This is a genomic window from Nocardia sp. NBC_00565, assembly GCF_036345915.1.
In the GTDB taxonomy this organism is placed as follows: Bacteria; Actinomycetota; Actinomycetes; order Mycobacteriales; family Mycobacteriaceae; genus Nocardia.
This window is the reverse complement of record NZ_CP107785.1, coordinates 4,184,242-4,201,526: the sequence shown is the minus strand read 5'-3', so window position 1 is coordinate 4,201,526 and position 17,285 is coordinate 4,184,242. Positions and strand designations below refer to the sequence as shown.

The window sequence follows — 17,285 nt, the reverse complement described above, 5'->3', positions numbered from 1 at the left end:
GGGCGTCAGGCGCGGTGGCGCGCGATGTAGTCGGTCATGGTCTTGTGCTGGTAGCGGGACACGTCCTCGGCGCGCTCGTTCTCGGCGAACACGCTCGAAACCATGACGGTGTCGCGGTCGTAGAAGCCGATTTCGCCGAGCGTGCCGAAGAATTCGTCCCAGTCCAGATCTCCGTCGCCGATCTTGAGGTGCTGATGCACGCGTACTGGATTGCCCGGCGGGTTGGTGATGTAGCGCAATCCGTTGCTGCGGTGATGGTCCATGGTGTCGGCGACGTGGACCAGGCGCAGCACGTCGCCTGCGGTGCGGATGATCTCGGTCATATTGCCGCCCATGTGATAGGTGTGGCAGGCGACGTAGACCAGGCCGAAGTTGCGGCTGTTTATGCCGCGGATCATCCGGATCGCGTCGAGGCCGTCCTCGACGAAATCATCGGGGTGTGGGTCGATGAGAACATCGAGCCCCTCATGCTCGACGATCGGCACCAACTCCTCCATCGACCGGTAGAAGGCGCGTTCGGATTCCTCGGCCTTTTCGGGGCGGCCGGAGAATTCGGTGTTGATGCGCTGCACGCCGAGGTCGACAGTGATCTGGATGACGCGCTTCCAGTACCGGATCGCGGCCTCGCGGGCGTCGGGGTCCGGGCTGGACCAGCGCAGTACCGGCAGCACGGATGCGATGCCGACGCCGGCGTCCGAGCACGCCTTGCGGAACTTACGCACCAGATCGTCATCGGCCTTGGGGTGATTGAAGAATGGGATGAAGTCCTTGTGCGGAGTCAATTGCAGGTATTCATAACCACATTCGGCCACCACCCGCGGGAACTCCAGCAGCGAGTGCGTGCTGTGGAACGGGGTCGGATCCAGCGCGATCTTCACAGCCGCGCCTCCATGTCGTCGTGTACCGGGGCGGCCTGGTCGGCGAGCTCCACCGCCACCCGCTGACCGGACTCCAATGCGCGCACGCCCGCCTCGCAGACGGCGGTCGCCGCATAGCCGTCCCAGCTGCCGGGACCGGCTATGAAAACGTCGCCGCCGTCGGCGAAGCCGCGCCGAACGGCCGCGACCCAGGCGCGCAGCTCCTCGTCGTACGCCTCGGCGAAACGCTCCTTGAAGTTGGCGGTGATCCGCCCTCCCCACGTTCCATTCGAGTTCTTGCGGACCAGGCCGACGTCCGATCCGATAGTGGCACTGCCTTTTTCGCCGACCAGTTCGGTGCGTACCTCGTAGCCGACACCGGTGGTGACGAAGACCTCCGCCGTGACCAGCCTGCCGCTCTCGGTCTCGAACAGGGTCAGTTGCGGATCCCGCAGCCCCGCCGGGGCCTGGCTGTTCGAGGTCGGCGTGTGCACCGTGATGGCGGTGATCTCCTCGCCGAGTAGGAATCGGGCCGAATCGACCTCGTGCACCAGGGAATCGCGCACCATCATGGCGCTGTCGAAGCCCACGGGCACGGCCGGATTGCGGTGTGCGCAGTGCAGCAGCAGCGGTGCGCCGAAGTCACCGGCGTCGATGGCCTGCTTCAACTGCCGGTACTCCGGATCGAACCGGCGCATGAAGCCGACCTGGATCAGCTTGCGGCCCAACGACTGTTCGCGTCGCACCAACTCCAGCGACGAATGCACATCGGTGGTCATCGGTTTCTCGCACAACACCGGCTTGGCCACGTCGAGACAGGCGTGTAATTGCTCGGCGTGGGCGGGCCCGGGAGTGGCCAGCAGGACGGCGTCGACGTCGGGGTCGGCGATGGCGTCCAGCGCGTTGTCCACCACGCGGGCACCGGGCGCACCGGCGGCGACCTCGGCGGCCCGGGCGGGGGAGTAGTCGCTGATGACGGTGACCTGCGCGCCGCTGATCCGGTCGGTCAACCGGGCGACATGATCGGCGCCCATCAACCCGACACCGATCACCGCGACGCGCAGCTCAGCATTCTTCGAAGTAGCCATGACGAGTTCCTTTGCGCTTCAGCGGAATCGGACGGAAGGAATACCGCAGCCGCCCAGGTAGCTCCGGGTGCGCTGGGCGATGGGGAGCGGGACGTCGGTGGCGCAGGGGTAGAGGTCCTGCTCGACGATCGCGTAGATGTCCACGTTGAGGTTCTGGATCTCGGCCAGCAGGCTCGGCAGTTCTGGAATACCCAGCGGTGGTTCGATCATCGCGCCGAGCTTGACGGCCTCGCCGAACGGCAGGTCCTCGGCCTCGACCTTGGCGATCACCGTCGGGTCGACCTGCTTGAGGTGCAGATAGCCGATCCGCTCCGGATGGGCGCAGATGATCGCGATATTGTCGCCGCCGCAGTAGGCGATGTGACCGGTGTCCAGACACAGGGTGACGTGTTCAGGATCGGTGTCGGCGAGGAACCGCAAGACCTCGGTCTGGGTGCCGACGTGGCTGTCGGCATGGGGGTGGTACTGCAGTTTCACCCCGTACTGCTCGAACATGGCCTTGCCGAGCCGGTCGACTTCGCTTGTTTTGCGTTGCCACGCTTCGAGATTCAGCTCACGATCCTCGAGCACCGCACCGGTGGTGGGATCGCGCCACATCTCCGGAATGACCACCACGTGGCGGCCGCCGACCGCGGCGGTCAACGCGGCGACATCGGCGACCTGGTCCCACACATCGGTCCAGGAATTTGGTCGATGGAGGTGTTCGAAGACGGTGCCCGCCGACAGCGAGAGCCCGCGCGCGTCGAGCGCATCGCGCAGCTCCGCCGGATCAGTGGGCAGAAAGCCATAGGGCCCCAGTTCGATCCACTGATACCCTGCCGCGCTCACCTCATCGAGGAACTGGGTCGGGCTGACCTGGTTGGGGTCGTCTGGGAACCACACGCCCCAGGAATCGGGTGCGGACCCGACGCGGATAACGGGCCCGCCCGTCACCCGGTCACCGCCCCTCGTCGAATCGCTGTCCGAAGCTGAATTCATTTGGGGTCTCCTTCGATTTCGGTCGGTCGGATGAGGGGGCGCTGAATCTGTTTCCAGCCGTCGTAGACGGCCCGCGCGGCGCGGGTGGAGTCCAGGGTGGAGGTTTCTGCGACGGGCACGTCCCACCACGAATTGCTATCGGGCGCAGCTATTTTCGGGTCGGTCTCGACGTGGATCACGGTCGTGTGGTCGGCGGCCTTGGCGGTCTTCAGTGCGGTGGCGAACTCGTCGGCCGTGCGGGCGCGCAATACGTCCACGCCGAGACTGGCGGCATTCGCGGCGAGATCGACCGGAAGTACGTCACCGGCGAGTCGCCCTGTGTCGTCGCGGAAGCGGTAGTTCGTCCCGAATCGCTGCGAGCCCAGTGCCTGCGACAGCGAGCCGATGGACGCGAAGCCGTGGTTCTGCACCAGGACCACGATCAGTTTCAGGTTCTCCTGGACGGCGGTGACCAGTTCGGTGGCCATCATCAAGTAGCTGCCGTCGCCGACCATCACGATGACATCGCGGTCCGGGCAGGCCATGGCCGCGCCGACACCGCCCGCGATCTCGTAGCCCATGCACGAGTAGCCGTACTCGACGTGATAGCCCTTGCGGTCGCGGGTGCGCCATAGCTTGTGCAGGTCACCGGGCATCGAACCGGCCGCGCAGACCACCACGTCCCGTGGCTCCGACAGCGAATTCACCAACCCGATCACCGCGTTCTGGGTGAGCGCCGGTGCGCCGTCGGCGATGTTGACTCCTGACATCGATTCGGCGAAGGCCGCGTCTGTGGTGGCTTCCCACTCGGTTCGCAGTTCGGTGATCCGCGTGGCGTACTCTGCCGAAACCCGGTATGTCGCGAGCTCGCTGGTGAGCGCGGTCAGCGCCTCGCGCGCGTCGGCGACGACCGAAAGTCCGGACATCTTCACCGAATCCAGTACTGCCACATTGATATTGACGAAGCGCAGGTCCGGATTGTTGAACGCGGTGCGCGAGGCGGTGGTGAAATCGCTGTAGCGGGTGCCGATGCCGATCACCACGTCGGCGTCGGCGGCGAGCGCGTTCGCGGCGGTGGTGCCGGTGGACCCGATCGCGCCGACCGACTGCGGATGGTCGAAGGCCAGCGCGCCCTTGCCCGCCTGGCTCTGTCCCACCGGAATACCGGTGGTCGCACAGAATTCCGCGAGCGCGGCCGAGGCATCGGAATAGATCACGCCGCCGCCCGCGATGATCAGCGGGCGCCGCGCCGAGGCGATGATCCGGGCTGCCCGCTCGATGACCGAGCGTTCCGGCACGGGGCGTGCCACATGCCAAGTGCGCGGTGCGAATAGCGATTCCGGGAAATCGTATGCCTCGGCCTGGACATCCTGGGGGATAGCGACCGTCGCGGCACCGGTTTCCGCCGGATCGGTGAGCACCCGCATCGCCCCGAGTAGCGCCGAGGCGAGTTGTTCGGGTCGCCACACCCGGTCGAAGTAGCGTGAGAGTGGTTTGAACGCGTCGTTGACGGTGACATCACCGGCGCACGGCAGCTCCAGCTCCTGCAGCACCGGTGCACTGACCCGAGTCGCGAAGGTGTCCGAGGGCAGCAGCAGTACCGGCAGTCGGTTGATGGTGGCCAGCGCGGCGCCGGTGAGCATATTCGTCGATCCGGGACCGACGCTCGCGGTGACGGCCCAGGCGCGCAGCCGGTCGGTCATGCGCGCGTAGCCGACGGCGGTGTGCACCATTGCCTGTTCGTTGCGCCCCAGCACGTAGGGCAGCGTCGGCTCGTGGCCCGACTCGAGGGCGCTCACCTCGTCCTGCAGCAGGGCCTGGCCGAGGCCCGCGACATTACCGTGTCCGAAGATGCCGAAGCAGCCCGCGAAGAACTTGTGCCGCACGCCGTCGCGTTCGACGTACTGGTTGGCCAGGAACCGCACGACGGCCTGGGATACCGTGAGCCGCGCCGTGTCCTCGGTGTTCGGGGCGCGTCCCCCGGTGGTATTGATCGGACTCATCGTCGAGTCTCCTTCGTGCCCATGGGAAGTCGCGGATCGATCGGCATCTCGGCCCAGGTGCCGCGCACCCAGGTGTGGGCCGGGTCGTCGCAGATCCGCCAGGCCCGCTCCGGTCCCGGGCCCGCCATGATGTTCAGGTAATACATGTGGTAACCGGGCGCGGCGATGGACGGGCCGTGGTAACCGTGCGGCACCAGCACCACATCGCCGCCGCGGACCTCCTCGAGCACGTCGATGGGCCGCTCCGTGGTCCCGTACACCCGGTGGTAGCCGAATCCCGCTGGTGCTTGAGTGTCGGGATCATCTGCACCGCAGGCGAATTCGAAGTAGTAGATCTCCTCGAGCGGGGTTTCGGTTTCGGAGAGTTCGTCGTGCTTGTGCGCCGGATACGACGACCAGTTCCCGCCCGGAGTGATCACCTCGCAGGCGATGATCGAATCGGCCTCGAAGGTGTCGGCGGTCGCGAAGTTGTGCACCTGCCTGCTGCAGTTGCCCGCGCCGCGCAGCTCCAGCGCGATATCGGCGGCGGGCACATAGCGGAAGGGCAGTTTCCGTTCGGCGCGCGCACCACCCAGAGCGAAGCGTCCACCGGTCGCGGTCGTCACGGTGAGCGAGCTGTCACGCCCGACATAGGCGAAGTCGGTGGGGCCATCGAAAACGCTGTCCCGCCCGGATAATTCGCACGATTCGCCACCGCTGGCCACGGTGGCCGAACCGGACAGCGGGACGATCACGAGCTCGTCGAGGCCGCTGTGCGTGCGGTGCGACTGCCCCGGGGCCAGTTCGATGACGTGCAGGCTGCAGTGATCCCAGCCCGCCGACTCCGGGGTGAGCGCGACGGAATAGGGCGGATGGGCGCTGCCCGCGGGGATGTAGTGCTTGCTGTGCACAGTGGTCACCGCACCAACGACACGGCGGTGTCGACGGCCCCGGCGATATCACCGTCGGGCGGATAGAGCAGTGTCCGGCCGACAATGAGCCCCCGGACTCCAGGCAGCGCAAGGGCTTTCGCCCAGCGCGCATAGGTTTCCTCGGGCGCGGTTTGCGGATCGCCGCCGAGCAGCAGCGTGGGCAGGGTAGTGGCGTCCATGACGCGTTCCATCTCCTCGACCACCGGCAGCTTCAGCCAGGTGTAGGCAGAGGTGGAACCCAGACCCTGGGCGATATGGATGCTCTTGATCACCGCGTCCGGTGACAGGTCGTTGACGACCCTGGTGCCCGGACCATCCGGGCGATGCGACATGAACGGCTCCAGCATCGCGATCAGCCCGAGCCCGGCCAGTTCATCGATGGCCGCAGCGCTGGCGGTCATCATCGATAGCGTGCCATGGTCGGTGAGATCGAACCGGTTGAGCATCTTCGCGCCGTTGAGACCTGCCGCCGCGGTGGCCCGCGGTGTGTACGCGGTCATCCGGTCGTCGATTTCGAAGTCCGCGCCCGCGAGGCCGCCGCGGTTCAGCGAGCTGAAGACCACCTTGTCCTCGAGTGCTCCGAGCAGCAGCAGATCCTCGATGATGTCGGCGGTGCCGAGTACACCGTCCACACCCGGCCGGTGCAGTGCTGTGACGAGCCGGTCCAGCAGATCCTTGCGACTGTTCATAGCGAAGGGGTCGCCCGAGGCCGACAGCGCACCGCGCGCCGGGTGATCGGCGGCGACGATCATCAGCCTGCCGTCGCCACGCACCAGTTCGCGCCGGGTCCGGGTCGCGAACGCACGGGCGATGGCGCCGGGATCGGCCGCACGCAACTCGGTCAGCTCGGTGTAGGACCCGACGGCCAGAGACGTCGATCGCGGGGTGATCGCAATGGTTTCGGTCATGGTCAAGCCTTTCCGGTGAGTGACAGCGCGAGCGCGGCATCGATCTCGTCGCGGATGGGCATGGCGGTGGAGCATTCGAGCCGGGATGCGACGATGGCGCCGGCAGCGTTCGCCCGACGCAGGATCGTCTCCAGGTCTGCGCCGGCGAGCAGTCCGTCGCACAGACTGCCGCCGAACGCGTCGCCCGCGCCGAGGCCGTTGCGCACCTCGACCGGGACGGGCGGGACCAGCACCGATTCGGAACGGGTCTTGCCCAGCACCCCGTCGGGCCCCTGTTTGACGATGGCCAGCTCGACGCCGAGGTCGAGCAGCGCGTCGGCGGCGCGATGCGGGTCGGTCTCGCCGACGGCGATGCGGCATTCCTCTTGGTTGCCGACCGCCACGGTGACCTGGGTCAACGCCCGTCGCACCTGCTCGCTCGCGGAGTTCTCATCGGCCCAGAACATCGGCCGGTAGTCGAGGTCGAGGACCGTCAGCGGCCTGCGAGCCCGGACCTCCCATGCCGCGAAATGTGCTGCGCGCGAAGGTTCTTGGGACAGCCCGGTGACGGTGGCCCACCAGACTCGCGCACTGCCGATGATGTCGGGGTCGACCTGGCCCGGGGTGATCTGTAGGTCGGGCGCGCTCGGCTCACGATAGAAGTAGAGCGGGAAGTGATCAGGCGGGAATATCTCACAGAATGTCACCGGAGTCGGGTAGCGATCGTTGGTCGCCACCAGGTCATCCGCGACGCCGAGCCGAGCCAGTTCGCGGCGAGCGAACCGGCCGAAGGGATCCTCGCCGACGGCCGACCACAATGCCGTGCGCCGACCCAGCCGCGCGGCCGCGACCGCGACATTGGCGGCGCTGCCGCCGAGGAATTTGCCGAAGGTCTCGACGTCCTCCAGGCCTAGGCCGGATTGGAGAGGATAGATGTCGACGCCGATTCGGCCGGTCGACACCACCTCGAACTGATCTGTCACGGTTCACTCCAGACGGGTGTGGGGAGTCAGCGTTGCCGCCTGCTCCGACTGTGCTCTGGGTCATACACATTTGTCAATACTTTGTCAGGACATTCTGACTTAATGACAGTAGGACTAGCAAATGGTCGGCTGTACTACAGTGAGAGCAGTGGCGCGTCACTGTCGCCTTGTCCGCCTCGAGGAGCTTCGATGCCCGCACTGTTGGATATCGCCATCGATCGGTCCAGCCCTGTGCCGCTGTATTTCCAACTGGCACAAGCGATCGAGAACTCCATCCTGGAAGGTCGGCTCACGCCCGGTGACCGCATCGAGAACGAGTTGGATCTCGCCAAACGCCTCAACCTCTCGCGGCCGACCGCACGTCAGGCGATTCAGGCTTTGGTCGACAAGGGCCTGCTGACACGTCGGCGCGGAGTCGGAACTCAGGTGGTGCAGAACCAGGTGCATCGCCCGGTCGAGCTCACCAGCCTCTACGACGACCTGATCAGCGCCGGACAGGAACCGACCACCGAACTGCTCGACTACCAGCTCGGATCCCCCGACGCCGATATCGCCGCCGAGCTCGGGGTGCCCGCCGACTCCCGGTTCGTGACTTTCCGTCGGTTGCGGCGCGCGGGCAGTGAGCCGTTGGCGATCATGACCAACTACGTGCCCGCCGAGTTCGCGCCCGCGCCCGATCAGCTCGAGGCTCGAGGATTCTATGAATGCCTGCGCGCCAAGGGGGTTCACATCGCGCTCGCCCGCCAGCGAATCGGTGCGCGGAGCGCCACCAGGGCCGAGGCGCAGTTGCTCGACGAGCGCCCCAACGCGCCGTTGCTGACCATGCAGCGCGTCGCCTTCGACGACTCCGGGCGGCCTGTCGAGCTGGGGCGGCATGTGTATCGGGCTTCGCGGCACTTCTTCGATACCACGGTTCGGCAGTGACTCCGTCTGCGCTGACCTGAATCTGTCTACGCTCGGCCTATTGGATCTTTCGACTTATTTGTCCGAACATATGGACATACATATTCAAGGCATGCTAATTTCGTCGGCATCAATCACTGAGAGCTGCGTCACAATGATGGCGCCGTATGGTCAGTACCACGCCGGTCTGTGCAGCCCGGGTGGGGAAAGGCCCCGGCATGACTAGCACGTCTTATCAGAATTCACAGGGTCCGAACTCGGACGATTCGTCCGATCCGGCACCGCCGACCACACGCCCATCCATCGCCGCGCTCAAGCGGCGGGCCTCGCGCCGACCACCACGGGTCAACCTGCGGCTGGTCACCATCATCTCGACCTTCGGTGGCCTGCTGTTCGGGTACGACACCGGCGTGATCAACGGCGCGCTGCCGTATATGGCCGAACCCGATCAGCTCAATCTCACCCCGTTCACCGAGTCGCTGGTCGCCAGTTCGCTGATCTTCGGCGCCGCGATGGGTGCGATCGCGGGTGGTCGGTTGTCGGACCGGCAGGGGCGCCGCCGGACGATCCTGCTGCTCGCGGTGATCTTCTTCGTCGCCACCCTCGGCTGTGTCTTCGCGCCCAGCACTGCGGTCATGGTCGGCTTCCGGTTCCTGCTCGGCCTGGCGGTCGGCGGGGCGTCGGTGACGGTGCCGACTTATCTGGCGGAGATGTCGCCCGCCGCGCGCCGAGGTCGGTTGGTCACGCAGAACGAGCTAATGATCGTGTCCGGTCAGTTGCTGGCCTTCACCTTCAACGCGATCATCGCGAATCTGTCCGATGACCACCACATTTGGCGCTACATGCTGGTGATCGCCACGCTGCCCGCGGTGGTGTTGTGGTTCGGGATGCTGGTGATGCCGGAAAGTCCGCGCTGGCTGGCCAGACACCACCGCACCGCCGAAATGCTGCAGGTGCTCTATGACGTCCGGGAACCGGCCGACGCCGAGGCCGAGGCCGAGGAGATCACGCAGGCTGTCGCCGAGGACCGCCGCAGCACCAAGGTGACCTGGCGTGTGCTGCGCGATATGCCTTGGATTCGACGAGTGTTCCTGCTCGGCTGTGGTATCGCCATCGTGCAGCAGATCAGCGGCGTCAACACGATCATGTATTACGGCACCCAGATTCTCGAGGAATCCGGCTTCGATAAGCAGGCGGCGTTGACCGCGAATATCGCCAACGGCGTGATCTCGGTCGCCGCTACCTTCGTCGGTATCTGGCTGCTCGGCAAGATCGGCCGCAGGCCGATGCTCACCGCGGGCGTTGCTGGAACCGCCGTCGCGCTACTGCTGATCGGCGTCGTCTCGATGGCGCTGCCGCCGGGGCTGGGCCGCGCCTGCATCGTGCTCTCACTGACGGTTACCTTCCTGGCCTTCCAGCAGGGCGCCACCTCCCCGGTGACCTGGCTCATGCTCTCGGAGATCTTCCCGGCCAAGATTCGCGGATTCGCCTTCGGCGCGGCAGGTTTCCTGCTGTGGATGGTGAACTTCCTGGTCGGCTTCTTCTTCCTGCAGCTGGTCAACTGGTTCGGCATCTCGCCGACGTTCTTCATCTTCTTCGCCTTCGGCTGCGCAGCCCTGGTGTTCGTGCGCCGGTGCCTGCCAGAGACGAAGGGGCGCACCCTCGAATCACTGGAGCACGAGTTCTCCCAGCGATACAGCGGCACGGCCGCGACGGCGTAGAGGGCGTAGAGAAGGATCCAACAGGGCGTCCGGGCCGGGTATGCCCGGCCTGCCATCGTCCCGAGCGGAGATTTCGAATCCGACCGCACGCGCGGCGAGGCGCGTGCGGTTCGGCCGTCTTCGGTGGCATGCTGACCTTCGGGGACCACCCACTGAGCGAGGTCGGCGCACCTGCGAGTGCCCGGCCTTCTTTCATATCGGCGCAGGACAGCCCGCCGTAATCGACCTTCCCCGACCGGAAATCACCCTTTTCTTACTGTGACTTGGGTCACAGTTTGGTAGCGGTTGGCCCCATTGGCACCGTAGGGCTTTCCATGTGCTTTGCGAAGTCTTTACTATTGCGCCTGACCTTCGCGCCATTGGGTCGCTGCTCCACGAAGTCGCTTTGTGCAGAGCACATGAAGCGTTCGCGCTCGACCAGCTTCGCCCGCCGCTCGCTTTCGATGCCAGTACATGTTCGACCGATGAACCGACCGGATTACCGGTTCGGCGAAGGAGAAATATGTCCACCGACACCGATCCCGCACCACGGACGTCGCCACGCGCCAGCGCTTCCGTCGACCCGATTCCCGGCGTTCCCTCCCAACGTCGTTCCGATGATCTGCTAGCGGTCCTGCGTCACGATGTGCCCGCTTCGGTCGTCGTTTTCCTTGTCGCACTGCCGCTTTCGCTCGGTATCGCGGTGGCCTCCGGCGCGCCCGTCGCGGCGGGCCTGATCGCGGCTGTCGTCGGCGGTGTCGTCGCCGGACTGCTAGGTGGCTCGGTGGTGCAGGTCAGCGGACCAACGGCGAGTCTCACGGTGATCGTCGCCGAGAGTGTGCATCAATTCGGCTGGGCAGCAACATGTTTCATCACCGTCGGAGCGGGTGTGCTGCAGATACTGTTCGGGCTCAGTCGGGTGGCGCGCGGCGCGCTGGCCATCGCGCCGGTGGTCGTGCACGCCATGCTGGCCGGTATCGGCGTCATGATCGCGCTGCAACAGGTGCACGTGCTGCTCGGCGGTAATTCGCTGAGCTCGTCGTTCGTGAGTCTCACGCAGTTGCCGCATCAATTGATGTCGGTGCACCGCGGTGACCTACTCATCGGCGTTGTCGTCATCGTCATCCTCATCGCGTGGAAGTTCGTCCCGCGTCCGGTGCGCGTCGTACCGGGGCCGCTGGTCGCGGTGGTCACCGCGACACTCCTGTCGCTGGTACTGCCGACCCACGTCGAGCGCATCGTGCTGAACGGATCGCTGGTGGATTCGATCGGCCTGCCCGCGATTCCGTCCGGCAGTTGGTTCGCGGTGGCGCTGGCGATGGTGACGGTTGCCCTGATCGCGAGTGTGGAGAGCCTGCTCTCGGCTGTCGCCGTGGACAAATCGCGGCCGGGTGCGCGCACCAATTTCGATCGTGAGCTGATCGGGCAGGGGTCGGCGAATATCGTGTCGGGCCTGCTCGGTGGCCTGCCGATCGCGGCCGTGATCGTCCGGAGCATCACCAATGCCCATGCGGGCGCGCGGACCAGGGCGTCGGCGGTCCTGCACGGGGTGTGGATCCTGCTGTTCGCGGTGGCGCTGGCCGGGCTCGTCCAGCAGATTCCGAAGGCGGCGCTGGCCGGTTTGCTGGTCCTGATCGGCGTGCAGCTGGTGAAGCTGGCGCACATCAGGCTCGCTCGGCGTACCGGCGACATCTACGTGTACCTGGCCACCGTGTTCGGTGTCGTATTCCTGAATCTGTTGGTGGGCATGGTGATCGGCCTGGTGCTGTCGTTCGCGCTGCTGCTGTGGCGGGTGGTTCGGGTGACGATCGTCGCCGAACCGGTGGCCAGTGCGCGGCGCTGGGTGGTGACCATCGATGGCACCTGTACCTTCCTGGCGCTGCCGAAGCTGACCGCCGAGCTGTCGAAGGTGCCCGTCGGCGCGGAGGTGACGGTCGAGATGACGGTCGACTTCCTCGACCATGCCTCCTATGAGCTGATCACAGACTGGGCCAGACGATGCGAATCCGCTGGTGGCACAGTCGAATTCGTCGAGATCGGCAGTGCGCGCATGGCCACCGCGGTGGCGGGTCCACCGGAGCGCGGACGCTCCAGGAACGTCATCGATGAGGTGATCGGACCGTGGCGGCGCACCGGCATCCGGGAGGATCCCATCGTGGCCGGCATCGCCGCGTACCATCGCGGTCACGCGCATCTGATGCGGCCGCACCTGGACGGTCTGCGCAACCGGCCCGACGCCGACTCGTTCTTCCTGACCTGTGCCGATGCCCGGGTGGTGCCCAATGTGATCACCAACAGCGGCCCCGGCGATCTGTTCACCGTGCGCAATGTGGGCAACCTGGTTCCGACCGGTGGCAGCGACGTGTCGGTGGAGGCTGCGCTGATCTATGCGCTGGAGAAGCTGGACGTGCGCGCGGTGGTGGTGTGCGGGCATTCGGGCTGTGGGGCGATGGAGGCGCTGCACCGCGGGGTCCGGACCAGGCCGGAACTCGGTGACTGGCTGGCCCACGCGCGGCCGAGCCTGGACCGGTTTCGGCTCGGACATCCAGTGGCCGATGCCGCGGCCCGCGCCGGATTCGGACCGGTCGACCAGCTCGGCATGGTGAACGTGGCGCTGCAGTTGGAGCGGCTGCACGAGCATCCGGTGGTGCGGCGTGGGGTCGAGGATCGAGGTGTCGCGGTGTCGGGGTTGTTCTTCGATCTCGCGACCGCACGGGTGATCGAGGTGACGATCGACGGGATCGCTGAATTCGATGAAGTGGGCAATCGTGTGGCGGCGGAACGGGTTTCGTCGCGGTAAGTCCGGCTCGAACTGGTCGACAGCTCGCGCGCAGTGGTGTGAGGCAGGTCATAGGAGGGCATCGGCATCGATCCAGGCACTTTCCGGCGAATTCTCAGGCTTTGCTAAGTCTTTACTAATAGCCTTGAAGCGATTTACATCTCGACACACTGTTGTGTCGGGAACTGCTTCACCGCGAGATGCCGGTTCGCGGTCCTTGCCCTGCTGGACATGTTGATCGTCAACCGACCTCGGCGTTCGCGCCGAGTCGGCGAAGGAGAAGACTATGGCTATTGATAATGCTGTAGCCGCACCACCGAGACCGCCCGCTGACACGGGCACGGGCCATCGCAGTTCCGGACCATTGTCAGATCGTCTGACTTCCCTCTTACGTCACGATCTACCCGCATCGATCGTGGTCTTCCTGGTCGCGTTGCCGCTGTCCCTCGGCATCGCGGTCGCCTCCGGGGCGCCGGTCGCCGCCGGACTCATCGCCGCCGTCATCGGCGGCATCCTGGCCGGCTCGCTCGGTGGTTCGCCGCTGCAGGTGAGCGGCCCGGCCGCGGGTCTGACCGTGGTGGTCGCCGAGTCCATCAACCAATTCGGTTGGCGGACCACCACTTTCATCGTCGTCGCAGCCGGAGTGCTGCAGATCCTGTTCGGGCTCAGCCGCATTGCGCGGGCGGCGCTCGCCGTCGCGCCGGTGGTAGTGCACGCGATGCTCGCTGGCATCGGCATAACTATTGCGCTGCAACAGATTCACGTGCTGCTCGGCGGGGCATCGCACAGTTCGGCGTGGAACAACATCACCCAGCTGCCGTCGCAGCTGATGTCGCTGCACGGCGATGACGCGATCATCGGCGCGGTGGTGATCGCGATCATGCTGGGCTGGCGCCGCGTGCCGGAAAAGCTACGTGCGATTCCGGGACCGCTGGTCGCGGTGCTCACGGGCACGGTGCTTTCGCTGGTGCTGCCATTCGAAGCCGAGCGAATTGTGTTGAACGGCTCGCTGTTCGACGCGATCGGCCTGCCGCAGCTGCCGAGCGGGAACTGGTCGGCGGTCGCGATCATGGTGCTCACCATCGCGCTGATCGCCAGTGTCGAGAGCCTGCTGTCCGCGGTGGCCGTCGACAAGATGCACACCGGTGCGCGCACGAATTTCGACCGTGAACTCATCGGACAGGGCACGGCCAACGTCGTGTCGGGTCTGCTCGGCGGTCTGCCGATCACCGGTGTCATCGTCCGCAGCGCCACGAATGTCCAAGCGGGTGCGCGGAGTCGGGCATCGGCGATTCTGCACGGAGGCTGGATTCTGGTCTTCGCGGTGGTGCTGGCCGGGCTGGTGCAGCAGATCCCGAAGTCCGCGCTGGCCGGTCTGCTGATCGTGATCGGCATCCAACTGGTGAAGTTGGCGCACATCAAATTGGCAAGGCGCACCGGCGATCTGCTCATCTATGCGGTGACCGTGCTCGGTGTGGTTTTCCTCAACTTGCTGGAGGGCGTGATCATCGGCCTCGCACTGGCTTTCGGTCTGCTGCTCTGGCGAGTAGTGCGAGTTGCGGTGGCGGCCAACCGGATTCCCGGATCAGACCGGTGGCTGCTCACCATCGACGGGTCCTGCACCTTCCTCGCGTTGCCGAAACTGTCCGCGGAGTTCGCGAAGGTGCCCGCGGGTGTGGGTGTCACCGTCGAGATGACCGTCGACTTCCTCGACCACGCCGCCTTCGAGGCCATCGAGGACTGGGTGCGGCAGCAGGAAAGCACCGGCGGCACAGTCGATTTCGTGGAGGTCGGCAGCGCCCGGATGGCGCATGCGACGGCGGGTCCGCCCACGCGCGGCTTCGGCCGGGTGGTGGCCGAGGAAATCCTTGGCTCATGGCGGCGTACCGATCATCCGGATCCGGTGGCCTCCGGCATCGCGGCCTACCACCGTCGGCACGCGCAGGTGGTGCGGCCGCACCTCGATGATCTGCGTGATCGGCAGGATCCGGACACCTTCTTCCTGGCCTGCGCGGACTCGCGGATCGTGCCGAACATCATCACCAACAGCGGTCCCGGTGACATGTTCACCGTGCGCAACGTCGGCAATCTGGTGCCGGTCATCGGCGATGCCTCGGTGGAGGCCGCGCTCGTCTTCGCGCTCAACGAGCTGAACGTGCGGTCCGTGGTGGTCTGCGGGCATTCGTCATGCGGCGCCATGAAGGCGCTGTACTCCGGTACCGACAACGGTCCCGGGATCGGCCCCTGGCTCGCCCATGCCCATCCGAGTTTGGAGCGTTTCCGGCTCGGGCACCCGGTGGCGCTGGCGGCCCGGGACGCCGGTTTCGGCGAGGTGGACCAGCTGAGCATGGTCAATGTGGCGGTGCAGTTGGAGACGCTGCAACGGCATCCCGAGGTGCGTGCGGCCATCGCCGAGCGCGGCGTGACGGTGTCGGGGTTGTTCTTCGATATCGGCAGCGCGCGCGTCATCGAGATCACTGTCGACGGGCTCGCCCACATCGATGACACCGGGCAGCGGACGGCGCCGGAACTTGTCTGAGCGATCCGAACCCGCCCGACTTTGTTCGGGCGGGTTCGTGTCGGATTCGCGCCCGACCGCGACGAATCGCGGTCCGTCCAGGCGAGAAGGACAATGGCGGGATTCGTAGGCTGGTACCTGTGAGCCCGGAGACGCAACTGAGGTTGCTCGGCACGCCGAGCAGATGGCGCGCCTTGCGCGCGTGGGTGGCGGAACGTCCTACGCTCGACATCGCCTATCGGATCGGGGTCGCGGTGCTCGGCACCGCGGTGCTGTTGGTCGGAATCCTGGCGATTCCCTATCCCGGACCCGGCTGGGCGATCGTGTTCGCCGGACTCGGCATCCTTGCCACGGAATTCGCCCCGGCACGCCGCACATTGCGCTGGCTACAGGGCAAGTACCGGCAGGGTATGGCGTGGTACTCCGCGCGGGGACCGGCCATGCGCGTGCCGCGGTGGTGGTTACTTTTGCGGTTGTCGTCGCGACACTGTGGATATTGGGAACATTCGGGATGCTCGGCGGCTGGATCGGAGTGGAATGGCAGTGGTTGCACAGTCCCCTGAAGTAGTGAACACCGTTCCCGGCCGGACCCTCACCGAGCCGGACTGGCTGGCCGCACGCATCGCGGAGATGGGCCACTCTTGGGGCACCACCCAGCCCCGCATCGCAGGCACCCTGTGGTGGTGCATGGTGGCCTCGGCTCTGGTCGAACAAATCGCCCGCGCCTACGCTCACGGCGAACCGGCCCCCGAAGCGTTCCTGGACCGCCTCGACTGCGAAGTCCGCCCCGACGGCGGCATAGAACGCGTCCACATCCTCCCGCTCGTCGACGAATCCGCGCCAGACGACGTTGCCGCCCTGCCGCTGAAGCCTGCCGCGGCGTCGGTGTCCGAATCCACCGCCGCACCGTGTGAATCCGGTGTCTCGGTCGCCCGCGAGTCCGATGGCGTTCATGCTGATGCGAGCGAAGGTGGTGCGGACGAGTCGCGCGCGGTCGGTATCGGGGCGCCGGGTGGCAGTAGCGATCCGCTGGGGCCGGCTTGCGTGCGGGCGTTGCGGGAGACTCTTGCCACGGTGATCGCCCCGGTCGCGGCGGTGTCGGGTGCGGGTGTGCCGTCGCTGTGGGCGATTGCCGCTGACGCGATCGGCAACAGGGCCCTCGATGCGGGTGCGCCGGAGGCGGGGGCACGACTGGCCGAGGAGGTGGGCGGCAAGCTGCCGGTGCCGCGATTCGTCAACGTCGGCGGCCGCACCTTTGTACGCCGGATCTCGTGCTGCCTGGTCTTCGAAGTGCCCCGGTGCGAAATGTGCACCAGCTGCCCGAAACGACCCGCCGCCGAACGCAAGGCGCTGTTGGCGAACCTCGCCGCCGAAAGCTGAATGCCCGCAACGGCGCATCACGGACATCACAACTCGCCAACAGCCACTGCCGTGCCGGAGCGCAGGCATCGCAACCCATCAGCGGGCGCTCTCGATGTTTGCCTGCACGAGTGCATGGTGATCAATCAAGGGGCCAGAACGGCGGGTGGGGCGGTGGGGTGGGTTTCGCGTGAGTGTGGGGGAGGATGCGCGGGGTGGGGAGGCGAGTCCATCGGCGCGGGGCCGGTGGGGTGCCGATAGCATGGTCGCGCCGGAGCAAAATCGCCTCCGCCGATGACCCGTGGGCAACCGCCTGCAGCAGTGCGGGAACACGCCCGCC

The 17,285-nt window shown here is 66.2% G+C and carries 13 protein-coding genes; 6 read left to right on the top strand and 7 right to left on the bottom strand.

What is annotated here, in order from left to right; translation table 11 throughout:
* Positions 1 to 5 precede the first annotated feature (5 nt).
* From OG874_RS20110 to iolC, 7 genes are read right to left on the bottom strand one after another with little or no spacing between them, the layout of a single operon-like run.
* Positions 6 to 878 (bottom strand): sugar phosphate isomerase/epimerase family protein, encoded by an 873-nt coding sequence (locus OG874_RS20110; protein ID WP_330256661.1) that lies wholly within the window; start codon positions 876 to 878, stop codon positions 6 to 8.
* Positions 875 to 1,945, bottom strand: coding sequence for a Gfo/Idh/MocA family protein (locus tag OG874_RS20105; RefSeq protein ID WP_330256660.1), 1,071 nt, complete (start codon positions 1,943 to 1,945; stop codon positions 875 to 877). The genes OG874_RS20110 and OG874_RS20105 overlap by 4 nt, the downstream gene beginning before the upstream one ends.
* Before the next feature lie 18 nt (positions 1,946 to 1,963).
* Positions 1,964 to 2,923: a sugar phosphate isomerase/epimerase family protein gene (locus OG874_RS20100; protein ID WP_330256659.1), complete on the bottom strand. Its 960-nt coding sequence runs from the start codon at positions 2,921 to 2,923 to the stop codon at positions 1,964 to 1,966.
* Complete coding sequence (gene iolD, locus OG874_RS20095; RefSeq protein WP_330256658.1) at positions 2,920 to 4,905, bottom strand: 3D-(3,5/4)-trihydroxycyclohexane-1,2-dione acylhydrolase (decyclizing); 1,986 nt, start codon at positions 4,903 to 4,905, stop codon at positions 2,920 to 2,922. The genes OG874_RS20100 and iolD overlap by 4 nt, the downstream gene beginning before the upstream one ends.
* A complete protein-coding gene (gene iolB, locus OG874_RS20090; RefSeq protein ID WP_330257349.1) occupies positions 4,902 to 5,795 on the bottom strand; it encodes a 5-deoxy-glucuronate isomerase in 894 nt (297 codons plus the stop codon). The genes iolD and iolB overlap by 4 nt, the downstream gene beginning before the upstream one ends.
* 5 nt (positions 5,796 to 5,800) lie before the next feature.
* A complete protein-coding gene (locus tag OG874_RS20085; RefSeq protein ID WP_330256657.1) occupies positions 5,801 to 6,724 on the bottom strand; it encodes a Cgl0159 family (beta/alpha)8-fold protein in 924 nt (307 codons plus the stop codon).
* 2 nt (positions 6,725 to 6,726) lie between these two features.
* Positions 6,727 to 7,686: a 5-dehydro-2-deoxygluconokinase gene (gene iolC / locus OG874_RS20080; protein WP_330256656.1), complete on the bottom strand. Its 960-nt coding sequence runs from the start codon at positions 7,684 to 7,686 to the stop codon at positions 6,727 to 6,729.
* A gap of 189 nt (positions 7,687 to 7,875) precedes the next feature.
* Here iolC and OG874_RS20075 point away from each other — a divergent pair, with 189 nt between their 5' ends.
* The 6 genes from OG874_RS20075 (at position 7,876) to OG874_RS20050 (ending at position 16,966) form a co-directional block, all read left to right on the top strand.
* Entirely contained in the window at positions 7,876 to 8,610 is a 735-nt protein-coding gene (locus tag OG874_RS20075; RefSeq protein WP_330256655.1) for a GntR family transcriptional regulator, read from the top strand.
* Between the two features lie 197 nt (positions 8,611 to 8,807).
* Positions 8,808 to 10,310: a sugar porter family MFS transporter gene (locus OG874_RS20070; RefSeq protein ID WP_330256654.1), complete on the top strand. Its 1,503-nt coding sequence runs from the start codon at positions 8,808 to 8,810 to the stop codon at positions 10,308 to 10,310.
* Between the two features lie 502 nt (positions 10,311 to 10,812).
* Positions 10,813 to 13,089, top strand: coding sequence for a bifunctional SulP family inorganic anion transporter/carbonic anhydrase (locus OG874_RS20065; protein ID WP_330256653.1), 2,277 nt, complete (start codon positions 10,813 to 10,815; stop codon positions 13,087 to 13,089).
* Positions 13,090 to 13,354: 265 nt separating this feature from the next.
* Positions 13,355 to 15,607, top strand: coding sequence for a bifunctional SulP family inorganic anion transporter/carbonic anhydrase (locus OG874_RS20060; RefSeq protein ID WP_330256652.1), 2,253 nt, complete (start codon positions 13,355 to 13,357; stop codon positions 15,605 to 15,607).
* A 119-nt stretch (positions 15,608 to 15,726) separates the two neighbouring features.
* A complete protein-coding gene (locus tag OG874_RS20055) occupies positions 15,727 to 16,149 on the top strand; it encodes a TIGR02611 family protein (RefSeq protein ID WP_330256651.1) in 423 nt (140 codons plus the stop codon).
* Positions 16,150 to 16,153: 4 nt separating this feature from the next.
* On the top strand, positions 16,154 to 16,966 hold the full coding sequence (locus OG874_RS20050; protein WP_330256650.1) for a (2Fe-2S)-binding protein: 813 nt from the start codon (positions 16,154 to 16,156) through the stop codon (positions 16,964 to 16,966).
* Positions 16,967 to 17,285 lie beyond the last annotated feature (319 nt).